We start from the raw sequence: 16,909 nt of genomic DNA, 5'->3' as shown, positions 1-16,909 counted from the left end.
CTCGTATGCAGGTCGACAGCCACATCACTCGCGAGGTTCAACCTATCTCGAGCTTATGGGAAGAGATCTTAAAAGATGCAGAGTTTGAAGCTGAACAGATGGGTAAATTACTGACGTTTTCAGAGATCCCAGAGCGTTCTATTTCGGGTAACCCTAAGCTGCTGATGAGTGCCTTGGACAATATTACGCGCAATGCTATCTACTACGGCAAAGACCAAGTCGATGTGCAATTCCATGTTGTCCAAGATCAGCTGACGATTTGCGTCAATGACAACGGTGATGGTGTCCCGGAGGATGAACTGGATTCTATCTTCAGACCTTTCTACCGAGTTTCAACGGCACGCGATCGTAATTCAGGTGGCACTGGGCTTGGCCTCACCATTACAGAAAGTGCGATTCGCCAACACAGCGGAACCATCACTGCAAGCCGTAGCCAGCTCGGTGGATTACAACTCGAAATCACCCTGCCAATCTTGCCGGTATAATACCCCCACAAAGATCACAGTTGATAATGATTGTTATTATCATTATGGTAAATCCTCTAATTAAGGAGGATTTACCATGTCACACACTTTCCCTGCTTTACCCTACGCTTACGACGCCCTAGAACCTTACATTGATGCTAAGACGATGGAAGTGCATTACAGCAAGCACCATAGAACCTACTACGATAAGTTTGTTGCGGCTGTTTCTGGCAGCGAGCTAGAGCAACAGTCTCTGACCGAGATCTTCGCTAACATTTCTCAGCACAGCCCAGCGGTTCGTAACAATGGTGGCGGTTACTACAATCACATCTTGTATTGGAACTGCATGTCGCAAGACGGTGGTGGTGAAGCCACGGGCGAGCTTGGCGAGGCTATCAGAAGTACTTTCGGAGATTTCGAGACATTCCAAGATCAGTTCGCTCAAGCGGCAATCAATACCTTTGGTTCAGGCTTCGCTTGGCTAGTGGTTGAAGAAGGACAACTGAAGATCATCTCGACCTCAAATCAAGATAATCCGTGGATGGATACGGTTGCCAGTAACGGCGAGCCCATTCTTGCACTCGATGTTTGGGAACACGCCTATTACATCAGCTACCAAAACCGTCGCCCTGATTACATCAATGCATGGTGGAACGTAGTGAATTGGAATGCGGTATCTGAAAACTACGCGCAGGCACTAGCGAACCAAGCGTAAGCTGAGGGTGGCGAACTGTACTCACTCAGCTTGCCACCGTATACTCTGGCTATCTTTGATTATTCTTGTGAACCAACATGTTTGATATCGCTCTATACGAACCAGAAATCGCGCCCAATACGGGTAACATCATCCGCCTATCAGCTAACTGCGGCGCAAACCTGCACCTTATCGAGCCGCTTGGTTTTGATTTCGAAGAGAAAAAAGTTCGTCGTGCGGGCTTAGATTATCACGACCTTGCACGAGTTAAGCGTCACAAGAATCTAGAAGCCTTCCTTGAGTATCTAGAGAATGAACGCGAGGGTGATTTCCGCATCTTTGCTTGCACCACTAAAACGACAGGTCACCACGTGGATGCAAAATTCCAACAAGGTGATGTGTTGATGTTTGGCCCTGAGTCTCGCGGTTTGCCTGCTGAGTTCATCGAAAGTATGCCAATGGAGCAACGTATTCGAATTCCAATGATGCCAGAAGCACGCAGCTTGAACCTGTCAAACGCAGTGGCCATCATTGCGTTCGAAGCATGGCGACAAATGGGATTTGAAGGCGCGGTATAATACCAATCTCAGTAAATAACCGCTCGCACGGCCTGTTACCTGTTCCAGCTAGTAATCGTAAAAGCAGATAACATGCAATAAAAAAGGCTCTTACCATTATCACTTTCTTGCGAAGGATAACGGTAAGAGCCTTTTCTGTTTGTCTCTCTATATAAAGAGACAAACCATTAATTTAAGCGATTACGATCGTTGTCGTCGTCTTTCTTCTCAAACTCACCCTCAAAGGTGTTGCCGTCTTTTGATTGGTCAGATGGGCCTGAATTGAATGGGTCTTGCCCAAATGGGCTCTGGCCAAAACCAGCTTGTCCACCCGCATGGAAACCACCAGACATATTGGTCACCACCATTTTTTCCATCATTTTCTTGGCAATCATCGCTCTTGGTGCAGGTAACAATACCAACATACCGAGTGCGTCCGTCATAAAACCCGGAGTCAGCAGCAATACGCCTGCAACCGCAAGCATCACGCCTTCAAGAATCTGTTGTGCTGGCATTTCGCCTTGTTGCAACCGACCTTGAACAGACATAAGTGTCTGAATGCCTTGGCTACGAACCAGCGATGCACCCACAAATGCAGTGATCAGAACCAACGCGATAGTTGGCCACAATCCTAAGAAGCCACCAACTTGAATAAATAGCCCAATCTCAATGATGGGTACGAAGATAAAGAGTAATAATAAGATAGGAAACACACGCCCTCCTTTGTTACGTCCAGTTTACGCTGAAAGCCCTACCAATCTCAAATTTATCCTGTAAATAAGCGTGTTTATTGACCCGGAATAAGTTTGCTAAATATTGACGAAACAAAAACGAAAAAGGTGATCAACTTAATATTTTTATGCGCTAAGTACAGTATCATGTGCCACATAAGTCAGGACGGATTTATCAGCCCAATATTCTAGCGAACGGAGTATTTGCACACAGAATAGGCTAATAACTAACTATATAATCAGAATAATTCTCTAAGGATCCTGTTATGGCTACTCAATCAGAAGCTCAAGTTGAAGCTCCTCAAGCTACTCGTCTCGAAGAAGATCTATTAGGTCAACGTCATGTTCCGGCTGATGCTTACTACGGCATCCACACTCTACGCGCAGTTGAAAACTTCAACATCTCAAATGTAACGATCTCAGATGTACCTGAATTCGTTCGCGGTATGGTGATGACAAAGAAAGCAGCAGCTTTAGCAAACAAAGAGTTAGGTGTAATTCCAAGCGAAGTGGCTAAATACATCATCGAAGCTTGTGACCTCATTCTAGACACTGGCAAGTGCATGGATCAGTTCCCATCGGACGTTTTCCAAGGTGGTGCTGGTACTTCTGTAAACATGAACGCGAACGAAGTTGTGGCGAACGTGGCACTTGAACTTATGGGCAAAGAAAAAGGCCAATACGAGTTCATCAACCCAAATGACCATGTAAACCGCAGCCAATCTACAAACTGTGCTTACCCAACGGGCTTCCGCATCTCTGTTTACAACAGCGTTCGTAAACTGATCGATGCTATCGAATACCTAAAAGGTGCATTTGAGCTTAAGAGCCAAGAATTCAACACAATTTTGAAGATGGGTCGTACTCAACTTCAAGATGCTGTGCCTATGACGGTTGGCCAAGAGTTCCACGCTTGGGCTGTAACCATCAACGAAGAAATCAAAAACCTAGAATACACTTCAAAACTACTGCTTGAAGTTAACCTAGGCGCAACAGCTATCGGTACTGGTCTGAACGCAGCACCGGGTTACCAAGGCCTAGCAGTTAAGCACCTAGCAGAAGTAACTGGCCTAGAATGTGTAGCGGCTGAAGATCTTATCGAAGCAACGTCTGACTGTGGCGCATACGTAATGACGCACGGTGCACTTAAACGTCTAGCCGTTAAACTGTCTAAGATCTGTAACGACTTACGTCTTCTTTCTTCAGGTCCACGTACTGGCTTCAACGAGCTAAACCTACCTGAACTGCAAGCGGGTTCTTCAATCATGCCTGCTAAAGTAAACCCAGTTGTACCTGAAGTAGTAAACCAAGTTTGCTTTAAAGTTCTAGGTAACGACAACACGGTTTCTTTCGCAGCAGAAGGCGGTCAGCTTCAATTGAACGTAATGGAACCTGTTATCGCACAAAGCATGTTTGAGTCTTTAGACATCCTAACAAACGCATGTGTGAACCTACGCGACAAGTGTGTAGACGGCATTACTGTGAACAAAGAAGTCTGTGAATCTCACGTATTTAACTCTATCGGTATCGTAACTTACCTAAACCCATACATTGGCCACCACGAAGGTGACATCGTTGGTAAGATTTGTGCGGAAACAGGTAAGAGTGTTCGTGATGTAGTTCTAGAGCGCGGTTTATTGAGCGAAGAAGAACTTGATGACATTTTCTCTGTTGAAAATCTGATGCATCCTCAGTATAAAGCTAAACGCTACGAATAACGGTAGCGAGAAAGGGCTCCAAACGGAGCCCTTTTTTAGGCTCCAATACGGTTAACCTTGCTGATCTTGTGGATTTCCGTGGGTTGCGTTTTTGCTTAATTAAACCTAAACCATAGAACTATTATGTGAGCATTCCAGTGGCGAATGTTCACATAATAAAATCTAAAATGAGGTGTTACTTATGATTGCAGTAGAACTATTTGTCGTCCTGCTCTTTATCTTTTTGGGGGCCAGAATTGGCGGTATCGGTATTGGTTTTGCCGGTGGTGCTGGTGTTATTGCCCTTTCATTAATTCTTGGTGTTCCAACAAGCCAATCTTTTATCCCGGTCGATGTAATTTTGATCATCATGTCGGTTATCACCGCAATTGCAGCAATGCAGGTTGCTGGCGGTATGGACTGGTTGGTACAAATTGCAGAAAACTTTTTGCGTAAACACCCTGAACGTATCACCTTTTACGCGCCGATTGTGACCTTTGTAATGACACTGATGGCGGGTACTGGTCACACAGCATTCTCTACGTTGCCTGTTATTGCAGAAGTAGCAAAAGGCCAAGGTGTTCGTCCTTCTCGTCCACTGTCTATCGCAGTTGTAGCCTCTCAAATTGCGATCACAGCTTCGCCTATTTCGGCAGCAGTTGTGGCTTTCGCAGCGATGCTTGCACCCTTTGGTGTCGATTACCTAACGCTATTGATGGTTTGTATTCCAACAACCTTCATCGCTTGTATGGTTGGTGCGGTTGTCGCGAACTACATGGGCAGCGAACTGAAAGACGATCCTATTTACCAAGAACGTCTAGAGAAAGGTCTAATCAAGCTAGCAACAGAAGAGAAACGCGAAATTCTACCAACAGCGAAGAAGGCGACTTACATCTTCCTTGCTGCGATTGGTTTTGTTGTTTGCTACGCAGCCGCTATCTCTAGCTCTGTTGGCCTAATTGAAAACCCAGCACTGGGCCGTAACGAAGCGATCATGTCTGTGATGCTGGCAGCAGCAGCGGCAATCGTGATGTTCACTAAGATTGATGCAGCGAAGATTTCTTCGGCTCCAACATTCCGCTCTGGTATGACTGCGTGTGTATGTGTACTGGGTGTGGCTTGGTTAGGTTCAACGTTTGTGAATGCACACGTTGCTGAAATCAAAGACGTTGCTGGTGCTCTACTGGCTGACTACCCTTGGATGCTGGCTCTTGTTCTGTTCTTCGCTTCTATGCTGCTTTACTCTCAAGGCGCAACAACGGTTGCACTGATGCCTGCAGCTCTAGCGATTGGCGTAGCACCACTAACAGCCGTAGCTTCTTTTGCTGCGGTAAGTGCACTGTTCGTACTTCCAACTTACCCTACGCTACTGGCAGCGGTTGAGATGGATGACACAGGTTCAACTCGTATTGGTAAGTACGTATTTAACCACCCATTCTTCATTCCTGGTGTGGCAACAATCAGTACAGCGGTAGCACTCGGCTTCGCATTCGGCGGTCTGTTTATCTAACACTCGCTGAAAAACCAAACCTAAAAGGAAGCTTCGGCTTCCTTTTTTCTTTTCTGCACAATGTGTTTATTTGATACGTATCAAATAAACATTATAAACCTAAAAATCCGAATAAAAATAAAGTTTGAATAAAATTCCAATAATATTCACGCCATTCATTAACAATGCCTGCCAACGCAACCACCCCTTGTTTTCCTATAATTCACATCGAATATTAATCCAAGCTAACTAACCAAAAAACCTTGCTCTTTTTCTAACATTTTTCAGCCTATTCATTGGTCACTATTTTTGTGAACAATACCAAACTTAAATGCCGACGTAAGGAATAAAATAACCGCAGTTAAATTAAATCTAAATTCATTTGGATATATAAATATAAAGATACTTATATTTAAAGTCGGCAACGTCATATAGATGTTCGCTCTATAAGGGCAAGAATTTTATATCGTTGAATGCTTTATAAATGTCACTGTATTTACAATCTATAAACATTAGTCGCTAATTCACGTCAATTCTATTTAGGATGATGTAAGGAGATAGCCATGACGACTCAGACGATACCAAGCGAGAAAAAAAAGGGCGGCTTCTTTGCCAACTTTAAATTCCCTTCTGCCTACACCATTCTATTTATTCTAATTGCATTCGTAGCCCTGCTTACCTGGGTTGTTCCAGCAGGCCAATACGACCGAGCAATGAATGAAGAGTTAGGTCGAGAAGTACCGGTAACCGGCACCTATCAAGCAGTAGAAGGTAACCCTCAAGGTGTGATTGACGTACTACTCGCGCCTATTGACGGTTTCTACGACCACAATAGCTATGAAGCTGCAGCAATCGATGTTTCGCTGTTCATCTTAATCATTGGTGGTTTCTTAGGGCTAGTAACCAAAACTGGCGCCATTGATGCCGGTATCGAACGCGTCACCGCCCGCCTAGAAGGGCGAGAAGAGCTGATGATACCGATACTGATGGCATTGTTTGCTGCTGGCGGTACCGTCTACGGCATGGCGGAAGAATCACTGCCATTCTATACGCTGCTAGTACCTGTAATGATGGCCGCTCGCTTTGACCCTCTTGTTGCCGCTGCGACCGTACTGCTTGGCGCAGGGATTGGGGTGCTAGGGTCAACGATTAACCCATTCGCAACCGTGATCGCTGCCAACGCCTCTGGTATCCCATTTACTGACGGTATCGTGCTGCGTATCGCCATGCTCGTTATTGGTTGGATAATTTGTGTTGCCTACGTCATGCGTTACGCAAGAATGGTTCAAGCTGACCCAACAACATCGATTGTCTACGACAAATACGAAGAGAACAAAGCGCACTTCCTTGGTAACACGAGCGACGAAAAACTTGATTTCACCACAACGCGTAAATTAATCCTCACTATTTTCGGTGGCTCTTTCGCTGTGATGATTTACGGTGTATCGGTTGCTGGCTGGTGGATGGCAGAGATCTCAGCGATGTTCTTAGCCGCGACAATCATTGTCGGTATTGTGGCTCGCATGAGCGAGGAAGAGTTTACGACTAGCTTCATTGATGGTGCCCGCGACCTACTTGGTGTAGCGCTTATCATCGGTATCGCGCGTGGTATCGTGGTCGTGATGGACCGCGGTATGATCACCGATACGATTCTGTTCTCTGCAGAACAAATGGTAACGGGGCTTTCTTCAGTTATCTTTATTAACGTGATGTTCTTCTTAGAGATTTTGTTGTCCTTCTTAGTGCCATCAACGTCTGGTTTAGCCGTACTCACCATGCCAATCATGGCACCACTGGCCGATTTTGCTGGCGTAGGTCGTGACCTTGTGATCACCGCTTACCAATCGGCATCTGGCTTGGTGAACCTAATCACCCCGACCTCTGCGGTGGTGATGGGTGGCTTGGCGATTGCCCGCGTCCCTTATGTTCGCTGGGTTAAATGGGTAATGCCATTAGTCGGTATCTTAATGGTGTTCTGCATCGTTGTACTGAGTATTGGTGCGCTGATCTAACTTAAAGCACTTCACTCCTTTCTCATCCAAAGCCGCTTCCATAGCGGCTTTTTTTATTGCTATCTAATCCAACTCCAACCCAATCACCAAAACAACCTGCCGAGCTGCACACGCTTCATTTAACGCCTCTCTATGACCTATCTCAGTAGCAAAGCTTAAACAAGCAAAAACCACTTGCGACAAAGAGTCAGCCAACGTTTAAACATCAAGGTTAAAGCTAATAAAACGCCAACTATTCTTCGCTCTTATATTTATACAAATATTTAGTCATTTATTAGCGTTAATTATATTCAAAGTAATTTACACAGTAATAACCAAAGAGAAAATAGTAGTAATTTTTATAGAAAACCGGCTTAAAAAGCCCAATTATAAAGTGTGACCACAATAGCTTTATTCGCATTTAAATTGTTAAAGAATAATTAATTCCACGTACAAAATTAAATATATAAATACTAACATTGCATACTTCCAATCTAAGCTCATTATTATCAATAAAACCATTTTGCATATAATCCCTCACAAATTGGATTCTAGCTAGGCGAATGAAAAAAGCATGCATAATATTCCCAAGGAGTTAACTATTTAGAAAAGGCTGACAATAGTTGAAAGTGCATAAAATTTGTTAAAACCCTTGATTTTAAAGGGCTGCGGGATAAAAAACGATTTGTGATAGATCTCTAAGAATACCTGACTAGCAGGCGTAATATTAATTCCAGACAAGAGATATGAATAAAATAATTCATTCTTCTCAACTGAAAATAAATAATTACTCTTAGCGATAAAAGTAATTCAAATATATAAGAGAGAGACGATCATGAGTAAGTTCTATGTAGGTTCTGAAATAGGTCAATTACGCCGCGTTCTAGTTCACCGTCCAAGACGCGCACTGACTCACCTAACACCCTCTAACTGTCACGACTTGCTGTTTGATGACGTACTGGCTGTTGAGCGTGCAGGTAAAGAGCATGACGCATTTACTCAAACGCTACGTGATCAAGGTGTTGAAGTTCTTCTTCTTACTGACTTGCTAGCAGACACACTAGCTGTGCCAGAAGCGAAAGATTGGCTACTAAGCTGCCAAGTATCTGATTACCGTTTGGGTAAAACATTCGCCAATGATGTGCGCTGCTACTTGGGCGACTTACCAAACCTAGAGCTAGCAAAAATCCTAACAGGCGGTTTGTCTTACGCTGAGATGCCAATGAAATCATCTTCAATGATGCAAGGCATGCATGCACCAACTGACTTCATTATCGAGCCTCTACCAAATCATCTATTTACTCGCGATACATCTTGCTGGGTATACGGCGGTGTATCTATCAACCCAATGGCAAAACCTGCTCGTCAACGTGAAACAAACCACGTTCGCGCTATTTACCGTTGGCACCCAACATTCGCAGGCCAAGACTTCATTAAATACTTCGGCGATGAAGAAAAGATCAACTACGACAACTCAACCATTGAAGGTGGTGACGTTCTTGTACTTGGTCGTGGCGCGGTTCTTATCGGTATGTCTGAGCGTACAACAGCACAAGGTGTTGAACACTTAGCATCTAGCCTATTCAAACACGGTCAAGCGACACAAGTTATCGCAATGCAGCTACCAAAACACCGCTCTTGCATGCACTTAGACACCGTAATGACTCACATGAACGAAGATACGTTCTCTGTTTACCCTGAAGTGGTAAGTAAAGACGTGCAGTGCTGGAACCTAACTGGCGATGAGTCTGGCGCTGTAAAAGTGAAAGAAGAAGGCTACTTCGTAACGGCTATCGAAAAAGCACTTGGCGTAGATAAGCTAAACCTAATCACAACCGGTGGCGACAACTTCCATGCAGAACGTGAACAGTGGAACGATGCAAACAACGTGCTAACGGTTAAACCTGGCGTCGTTATTGGCTACGAAGGCAACACCTACACCAACGAAAAATACGACAAAGCAGGCATCACGGTTCTTCCGATTCCAGGAGACGAACTTGGTCGCGGTCGCGGTGGCGCACGCTGCATGAGCTGCCCAATTGAGCGTGATGGTATCTAATCACTAAGACGAAAACGGCCAAGTTGAACGATCTTAAATAATCTCAGCTTGGCCAGAATGAGAGAACACAATTATGACTAAGCAAACTGTTGTTGTTGCACTCGGCGGTAACGCCCTACTTCGTCGCGGTGAGCCGTTAGAAGCCGATGTTCAACGCCGTAATATTGAAACCGCGGTTAAAACCATCTCTGAAATCGCGAAAGTGTACAACGTGGTTTTAGTACACGGTAATGGCCCACAAGTTGGCCTACTTGCTCTGCAAGGTTTGGAATACAAAAAAGTAAACCCGTATCCGCTGGATGTATTGGGCAGTGAAACTCAAGGCATGATCGGCTACATGCTGATGCAAGAGTTCAAGAACTACCTGCCTGACCGCAACATCTCGTGCATGTTGACGCAAATGACGGTTGATCCAAACGATCCAGCATTTGCGGATCCAACGAAGCCGATTGGCCCGATCTACGAAGAAGCAGAAGCGCGTGAGTTGGCGGAGAAATTCCACTGGATAGTAAAACCTGACGGCCAACATTTCCGTCGCGTGGTACCAAGTCCACGCCCTACCGGCATTGTTGAGCACGAAGCGATCACCCAACTTATCGATGCAGGCCACCTAGTGATTTGTACTGGCGGTGGTGGCATCCCAGTGAAAAAAGAGAATGGCAAATTAGTGGGTGTTGAAGCGGTTATCGACAAAGACATGTCAGCGGCTTTCTTAGCGAAACAACTGGATGCGGATGCGCTGCTTATTTTGACCGATGCTGAAGCTGTGTACCTTGATTGGGGCAAACCAACTCAACATGCACTGCGCAGCACCACACCAAGCGAACTGGCGAAGTTTACATTTGATGCAGGCTCAATGGGGCCAAAAATTGAAGCATCGTGCGAATTCATTCAACAAGGCGGCAAAGTAGTAGGTATCGGTGCACTCGAAGATGGTTTGCAAATCTTGCAAGGCCAAGCGGGCACCAATATCACCAAAGGTTAACGCACTAGCGAGCTTTATCATCTTGAAAAACTTAAAGCTTGAGAACCTTAAAGCTTAAGAAGCTGAAACCTTGAGAGCTTTTAAAGCTTGCGAAAACAGAATTAAACGAAACAAACAGAACCGAACAAATTTAACTAAAAAATTGAATCGCGCTTTCTTGAATTTTCTTTCCCTGTAACAAGAAAGCGCCTAAATCTAAGAAGGAATACATCATGGCTTTTAACCTACGCAATCGTAACTTCCTAAAACTACTAGATTTCACTCCACGCGAAATTCAACACTTGTTAGATCTTTCTATGGAGCTAAAAAAAGCGAAGTACAACGGTTACGAACAGCCAACACTGACTGGCAAAAACATTGCGCTTATCTTTGAGAAAACATCCACTCGTACTCGCTGTGCATTTGAAGTTGCCGCATTCGACCAAGGTGCTCGAGTGTCTTACTTAGGCCCATCTGGCTCTCAAATTGGCCACAAAGAATCAATGAAAGATACCGCTCGCGTTCTTGGCCGTATGTACGATGGCATTGAATACCGCGGCTTCGGTCAAGAAATCGTTGAAGAGCTAGGCGCTTACGCAGGTGTACCGGTATGGAATGGTCTGACTGACGAATTCCACCCAACACAGATCCTTGCTGACTTCCTAACCATGACGGAATACGGCCGTGGTAAACAATTGCATGAAATCAGCTTTGCTTACCTAGGTGATGCTCGCAACAACATGGGTAACTCTCTGATGGTTGGCGCTGCGAAAATGGGCATGGACATTCGCCTTGTTGCTCCAAAACAATTCTGGCCACAAGAAGAGCTATTGGCTCAATGTCGTGAAATCGCAGAACACACGGGCGGCAAAATCACGCTAACAGAAGATGTTCAAGAAGGCGTGCAAGGTTGTGACTTCCTGTACACCGATGTTTGGGTATCAATGGGCGAAGCAAAAGAAGCATGGGCTGAGCGTATTAACCTAATGATGCCTTACCAAGTCAACATGGACATGATCAAGGCAACAGGCAACCCACATGTGAAGTTCATGCACTGCCTACCGGCTTTCCACGGCGAAGATACCACAGTAGGCAAACAGCTTGCTGCTGAATATCCGCAGCTTAAAGATGGCGTAGAAGTGACGGATGAAGTGGTCGAGTCTGAATACTCTATCGTGTTCGATGAGGCTGAAAACCGTATGCACACCATCAAAGCAGTCATGGTTGCGACATTAGGCAGCTAAGAAGTTAAGAAATTAAGAAATTAAGAAATTAAGCAGTTAAGCAGTTAAGCAGTTAAGCAGTTAAGCAGTTAAGCAGTTAAGCAGTTAAGCACTCACTTGTTCGCAAGACGTTAATAAGTTAAGTGCAATGACAGGGAAATGCGGGTGGCGTTCTTGGGATTTTGGCCTTGGATAAAGCTCGCATTTTTTTTCATGTAGTTAAATAGATTATTACCTAAAAAAGCCTGAGATTCTCAGTTCCAACAAAGGCTTAAATGGAAGCTTAAAACGGACGTTATTTCGCATAAAAATCCATTAAATGAATACTTTACAGAAAGTATTGCATGGCCTTTTTATCTGAGTATAATCCTCCGCAATTTGTCTTAAGAGAGCAAAAAATGAACCGCAATTTTGTCGCACATGATTGTCAACCAATACGCCTTAGAATGGCGTTGGTGTCATTTTTATTTTGCTCTATTGATCGTTTCGAAGCCTCCTATTTTTAGGGGGCTTTTTTTTGTCCGCAATTTGACTGTATGCATAGAAAAAGGAAGACCCGTTATGGCGCATTCGTTATTTAACAAGCACATCATCTCCATTCCAGAGCTCTCTCGTGATGAACTGGAGCTTATCGTCGATACTGCTGCAAGACTCAAAGCAGAGCCAAATCCAGAGCTGCTGAAAAATAAGGTTGTCGCGAGCTGCTTCTTTGAACCTTCAACTCGAACTCGCCTTTCATTTGAAACCGCGGTTCAGCGTCTTGGCGGCACCGTCATCGGTTTTGATAATGGCGGAAACACATCGCTGGCTAAGAAAGGCGAAACACTTGCCGATTCGGTGCAGGTCATTTCTTCTTACGTTGATGCCTTTGTGATGCGTCACCCACAAGAAGGCGCAGCACGTTTAGCCTCTGAATTCTCTAACGGGGTGCCAATTGTGAATGGTGGCGACGGTGCGAACCAACACCCAACGCAGACCTTGTTGGATCTATTCTCGATTTACGAAACGCAAGGCACGCTCGATAACCTCAATGTAGCGTTCGTTGGTGACCTAAAATATGGCCGCACCGTGCACTCATTGACGCAAGCACTATCAAAATTCAATAACGTGCGTTTCTTCTTTATCGCGCCAGAAGTGTTAGAGATGCCAGATTACATCTGTGAAGAACTGGAAGAGATGGGTATCCAATACAGCACCCACAGCAGCATTGAAGAAGTGGTGCCTGAACTGGATGTGCTGTACATGACTCGCGTACAGAAAGAGCGCTTTGATGCGTCAGAATACGCACACATGAAATCGGCGTACATTCTGACGGCCGATACGCTGAAAGACGCTCGCCAAAACATGAAGGTACTTCACCCACTGCCACGCGTCGACGAAATCACAACTGACGTCGATAAAACGCCACACGCTTACTACTTCGAACAAGCTGAAAACGGTGTGTATGCACGTGAAGCTTTATTAGCCCTAGTTCTAAACGACACTTTATAAGCAGGAGATACAGTCATGGTTAAACAAACTCAGCTACAAGTAGAAGCGATCCGTAATGGCAGCGTCATTGACCACATCCCTGCTCATCTTGGGATTAAAATTCTCAAACTGTTCAAGCTGCATAAAACAGAACAACGCATCACGATGGGGTTAAACCTGCCATCATCAGCGCTCGGCAACAAAGACCTAATCAAGATTGAGAACATCTTTCTGACCAAGGAACAAGCCAACCAATTGGCTCTGTACGCTCCACAAGCGACAGTGAATCAAATTGAAGAGTACAAAGTGGTCAACAAGCTAACACTTGTGCTGCCAGAACAAATCAACAGTGTGTTCGCTTGCCCAAATAGCAACTGTATTTCGCACGGTGAACCCGTTGAAAGTAGCTTTAAAGTGCAGCTAAAACACGAAAACGTACAGCTTAAATGTCACTACTGTGAAAAAGTATTCTCTCGCGAGATCATGAGTGAAATTCGCTAACCCTTAGCGCTATTAGCTCCGCAAAAAAAACCCTTAACAATTTATGGATATTTATTCCCAACACGGAATAAATATCCATTTAACCAAAGAATAAAACTCCGCAATAAAAGCAATTAACCAGAATTTTGTTTGGTGATCGCCTTCAAAAAGATAACTATCCTTTAGTGTTAGACTCAATGAATAGATGATCATACATCTCGCATACCCTCCCTCTTATTTCGGGGTTCATCGGTAAGCCCTAATTAACAATCGTACTCTACGGCTTTGGGAGTGCGTTCTGCGCTATGGACAAGCGATATCAACACGTTGACCTTAAGGAGTTGTTCATGAACCAAATCACTGAGCACGGTTGCTTGTATTCAGCTGAAGATAAAACACTGACTGCCGCGTGCAAACGCTTACTACAACAACAAAGCTTCTCGACCCAGAATCAACTGCGCGAGAAACTCGTCGACATTGGCTATACAGGTATCAGCCAATCGACCGTCTCTCGCATTTTGTCACAGCTTGGCGTTGTCAAAATTCAGAATGCCTGTGGTAAAAAGGTTTACTGCATCACGGTTGAAAGCGCGCCTGTGCGTGTCGATGCCTCAATCTCATCACAAATCGAATTAATTACTCACAACCAAGCGATGGTGATCGTAAAAACAAACCCTGGTTGTGCACAGTTGGTCGCAAGATTAGTCGATATCGACCCACATACCGAGATTATCGGTACGGTTGGCGGCAATGACACCGTGCTAATTATCCCGAAAGACACGATGAACATTGATGCTTGCGAACAAGTAGTAAGAGCACGCTTGGGTGTTGCCTAAATGTCTTATTGGCAAGGGCAGTTCACTGCAGTTGCGCTGCTAACCCTCTCTCGACTGCCTAAGAAAGTGGCTCACCCGCCCTAGCGGATATTTGCTGGTCGATGAAACTAATCACAAACTATTACGGTCTGATTGAGTTAAGATACCTTCAACTCCATTTTGATGACTAAATAGTATGCGACGACTTGCCACATTACTTTTTGTTTGTGTTTCCTTGTTCACCCAGCCTGCGTGGGCGCTTTTTGGAAACGACAACGCCGAGCCAAGCTTCGGAGGCAATAACAACGGTTTTGTCCCTGTAGACCAAGCTTTCCCTTTCAATTACTACCAGCAAGACGGCAAGGTCCTTCTCGACTGGCAAGTAAAAGAGGGCTACTACCTCTATCAACATAGCCTCTCGTTCACTGGCCAAAATCTCGCTATCGGCAATGTTGAAATGGAAGATGGCCAACCACACCAAGATGAATTCTTCGGTGAGGTGAGCATTTATACTCAGCCGTTATTCGTGCAAGTTCCACTACAGAGTTACCAAGATGACTCACAGCTGATCGTTAAGTATCAAGGTTGTGCAGATGCTGGTTTCTGCTACCCACCAGAAACTCGAGTAATCGACATTGAACCGTTTACTTCGACAAGTCCTGGGGATATAAAAAGCAGTGATGTGCAAAACAGTGGTGATGCCCAAAACAGCAGTGCCTCACAAGGTTCATCTGCTGCAGCTGGTGAAGCGGACAATTCAGTACAACCCTCTTCTCCTACAGCTGACACAGCAAGTAATACCACTCAACAAACCAATGCTCCCGTTTCAAAAGAAGCAGGCTTAGCCGATAAGCTAGGTGACAGTTGGTGGACTCCATTATTATTCTTAGCACTCGGTGTTGGCTTAGCCTTTACGCCGTGTGTTCTGCCTATGTATCCGATTCTAACGGGTATCGTATTGGGTGGCGGCAAGCTCAGCCAAGGTCGTGCGCTGATGTTGTCGTTCATCTACGTGCAAGGCATGGCGTTAACCTACACCTTATTAGGTTTAGTGGTTGCTTCAGCAGGCATGCAGTTCCAAGCGGCCATGCAACACCCTTACGTACTGATCGCGCTGAGTGTTCTGTTCGTGACGTTGGCGATGTCGATGTTCGGCGTTTATAACCTACAACTTCCAAGCAACATCCAAACTTGGCTTAACAACCAAAGCAACAAGCAACAAGGTGGCAATACCTTGGGCGTATTCGCGATGGGTGCTATCTCTGGCTTGGTGTGTTCACCTTGCACCACAGCTCCATTGTCCGGTGCGCTGCTGTATGTGGCTCAAAGTGGCGACCTATTAACGGGTGCGATTGCTCTGTATGCCTTAGCCATGGGTATGGGTATCCCGCTGATCTTGGTTGCGGTATTTGGTAATAAGCTTCTGCCGAAAGCAGGTAGCTGGATGGATAAAGTGAAGATCGTATTTGGCTTTATCTTGCTGGCAGCACCTATCTTCCTACTAGAGCGTATTATCCCTGAGTTGTGGGCAACGGTGCTTTGGTCTGGCCTTGGTTTCATCGCCTTTGGTTGGCTTTACCACAGCAAGAATGCACTGCCATTCGGCGGTTGGAAGCAGAGCGCAGTGGGCATCATCGCGATGCTCGGCCTGTTCGCTTCAGCGCAACCTGCCTTAAATTACTGGTTTGCAGAGAAGAGCGTAACGGTAGAGCAACAGCATATCCAATTTGCGCGCGTCAACACGGTTGAAGAGTTAGAAATTCAGCTCATCGAAGCGAAGAAACTCGGCAAGCCAGTGATGCTCGATTTCTACGCCGATTGGTGTGTGGCATGTAAAGAGTTTGAGAAGTACACCTTCCATCAGGCTGATGTCGAGAACAAACTTTCTGATTTCGTCCTGCTTCAGGCTGATGTAACGAGAAACATGCCTCAAGACATTGAACTGCTTAAACAATTGCAGGTACTCGGGTTGCCAACCATAGAGTTCTGGGATGGCGAGGGTAACCATGTTCCAAATGCTCGTGTCACTGGTTTTATGCAGGCAGATGTATTCTTAAAACACATGCAAGACCACCAGCTATAACGGCAATATTCACCGAAATATCCGCCTAAACGAAAGCCGCACCGCCCCTCAGTAACGAGATGGCAGTGCGGCTTTTTTGCTATTCAGAGTAACGCTTTCTTATTCCGGGGATAAAAGTCGATATGGTTCAGACTTTTCATGCATAGATATTGTCCACATACTCAATCAGGATGATAATAAATATTAACTAAA

14 protein-coding genes are annotated in these 16,909 nt (G+C 45.1%); 13 read left to right on the top strand and 1 reads right to left on the bottom strand.

Translation table 11 applies throughout. From position 1 onward, the window contains the following. From AACR09_RS08690 to AACR09_RS08680, 3 genes are all read left to right on the top strand, one after another. Positions 1 to 485, top strand: a 485-nt coding sequence (locus AACR09_RS08690) for an ATP-binding protein (protein WP_228010485.1), incomplete at its 5' end; no start/stop codon positions are given. A gap of 76 nt (positions 486 to 561) precedes the next feature. Further along, positions 562 to 1,179, top strand: a complete 618-nt coding sequence (locus AACR09_RS08685) for a superoxide dismutase (protein WP_017083810.1) — start codon at positions 562 to 564, stop codon at positions 1,177 to 1,179. Positions 1,180 to 1,256: 77 nt separating this feature from the next. Then, positions 1,257 to 1,736 carry a tRNA (cytidine(34)-2'-O)-methyltransferase gene (locus AACR09_RS08680; protein ID WP_017077584.1) on the top strand — a complete coding sequence of 160 codons (480 nt, stop codon included), beginning with the start codon at positions 1,257 to 1,259 and terminating at the stop codon, positions 1,734 to 1,736. A gap of 167 nt (positions 1,737 to 1,903) precedes the next feature. Here the strand turns inward: AACR09_RS08680 and AACR09_RS08675 are convergent, their stop codons facing one another. Then, positions 1,904 to 2,428 (bottom strand): FxsA family protein, encoded by a 525-nt coding sequence (locus AACR09_RS08675; RefSeq protein WP_004729712.1) that lies wholly within the window; start codon positions 2,426 to 2,428, stop codon positions 1,904 to 1,906. A 284-nt stretch (positions 2,429 to 2,712) separates the two neighbouring features. On the opposite strand from AACR09_RS08675, the gene aspA reads away from it, so the two are divergent. The 10 genes from aspA to AACR09_RS08625 all read left to right on the top strand — a co-directional run bounded on the left by aspA (position 2,713) and on the right by AACR09_RS08625 (position 16,717). Further along, positions 2,713 to 4,164, top strand: a complete 1,452-nt coding sequence (gene aspA, locus AACR09_RS08670) for an aspartate ammonia-lyase (protein ID WP_004729713.1) — start codon at positions 2,713 to 2,715, stop codon at positions 4,162 to 4,164. A gap of 181 nt (positions 4,165 to 4,345) precedes the next feature. Next, positions 4,346 to 5,653, top strand: coding sequence for an anaerobic C4-dicarboxylate transporter (locus AACR09_RS08665; RefSeq protein WP_004729714.1), 1,308 nt, complete (start codon positions 4,346 to 4,348; stop codon positions 5,651 to 5,653). A 542-nt stretch (positions 5,654 to 6,195) separates the two neighbouring features. Beyond that, positions 6,196 to 7,644: a YfcC family protein gene (locus AACR09_RS08660; RefSeq protein ID WP_017094774.1), complete on the top strand. Its 1,449-nt coding sequence runs from the start codon at positions 6,196 to 6,198 to the stop codon at positions 7,642 to 7,644. A gap of 814 nt (positions 7,645 to 8,458) precedes the next feature. Then, on the top strand, positions 8,459 to 9,682 hold the full coding sequence (arcA, locus tag AACR09_RS08655; protein ID WP_076648674.1) for an arginine deiminase: 1,224 nt from the start codon (positions 8,459 to 8,461) through the stop codon (positions 9,680 to 9,682). Between the two features lie 73 nt (positions 9,683 to 9,755). Next, on the top strand, positions 9,756 to 10,667 hold the full coding sequence (gene arcC / locus AACR09_RS08650) for a carbamate kinase (RefSeq protein WP_004729718.1): 912 nt from the start codon (positions 9,756 to 9,758) through the stop codon (positions 10,665 to 10,667). 212 nt (positions 10,668 to 10,879) lie between these two features. Beyond that, complete coding sequence (locus AACR09_RS08645) at positions 10,880 to 11,890, top strand: ornithine carbamoyltransferase (RefSeq protein WP_004729719.1); 1,011 nt, start codon at positions 10,880 to 10,882, stop codon at positions 11,888 to 11,890. A 540-nt stretch (positions 11,891 to 12,430) separates the two neighbouring features. Next, the gene (pyrB, locus tag AACR09_RS08640; protein WP_017083816.1) at positions 12,431 to 13,360 is read left to right on the top strand and encodes an aspartate carbamoyltransferase; all 930 of its coding nucleotides are present in this window, start codon (positions 12,431 to 12,433) and stop codon (positions 13,358 to 13,360) included. A 15-nt stretch (positions 13,361 to 13,375) separates the two neighbouring features. After that, positions 13,376 to 13,840, top strand: coding sequence for an aspartate carbamoyltransferase regulatory subunit (gene pyrI / locus AACR09_RS08635; protein WP_004729721.1), 465 nt, complete (start codon positions 13,376 to 13,378; stop codon positions 13,838 to 13,840). Positions 13,841 to 14,166: 326 nt separating this feature from the next. Next, a complete protein-coding gene (locus AACR09_RS08630) occupies positions 14,167 to 14,655 on the top strand; it encodes an arginine repressor (RefSeq protein ID WP_004729722.1) in 489 nt (162 codons plus the stop codon). Between the two features lie 175 nt (positions 14,656 to 14,830). Continuing rightward, positions 14,831 to 16,717: a protein-disulfide reductase DsbD gene (locus AACR09_RS08625; protein WP_193834792.1), complete on the top strand. Its 1,887-nt coding sequence runs from the start codon at positions 14,831 to 14,833 to the stop codon at positions 16,715 to 16,717. Positions 16,718 to 16,909 lie beyond the last annotated feature (192 nt).

The sequence above is a fragment of the Vibrio sp. OPT20 genome, assembly GCF_963889365.1.
Lineage (GTDB): Bacteria > Pseudomonadota > Gammaproteobacteria > Enterobacterales > Vibrionaceae > Vibrio > Vibrio splendidus.
This window is presented reverse-complemented; position numbering and strand designations above follow the sequence as displayed.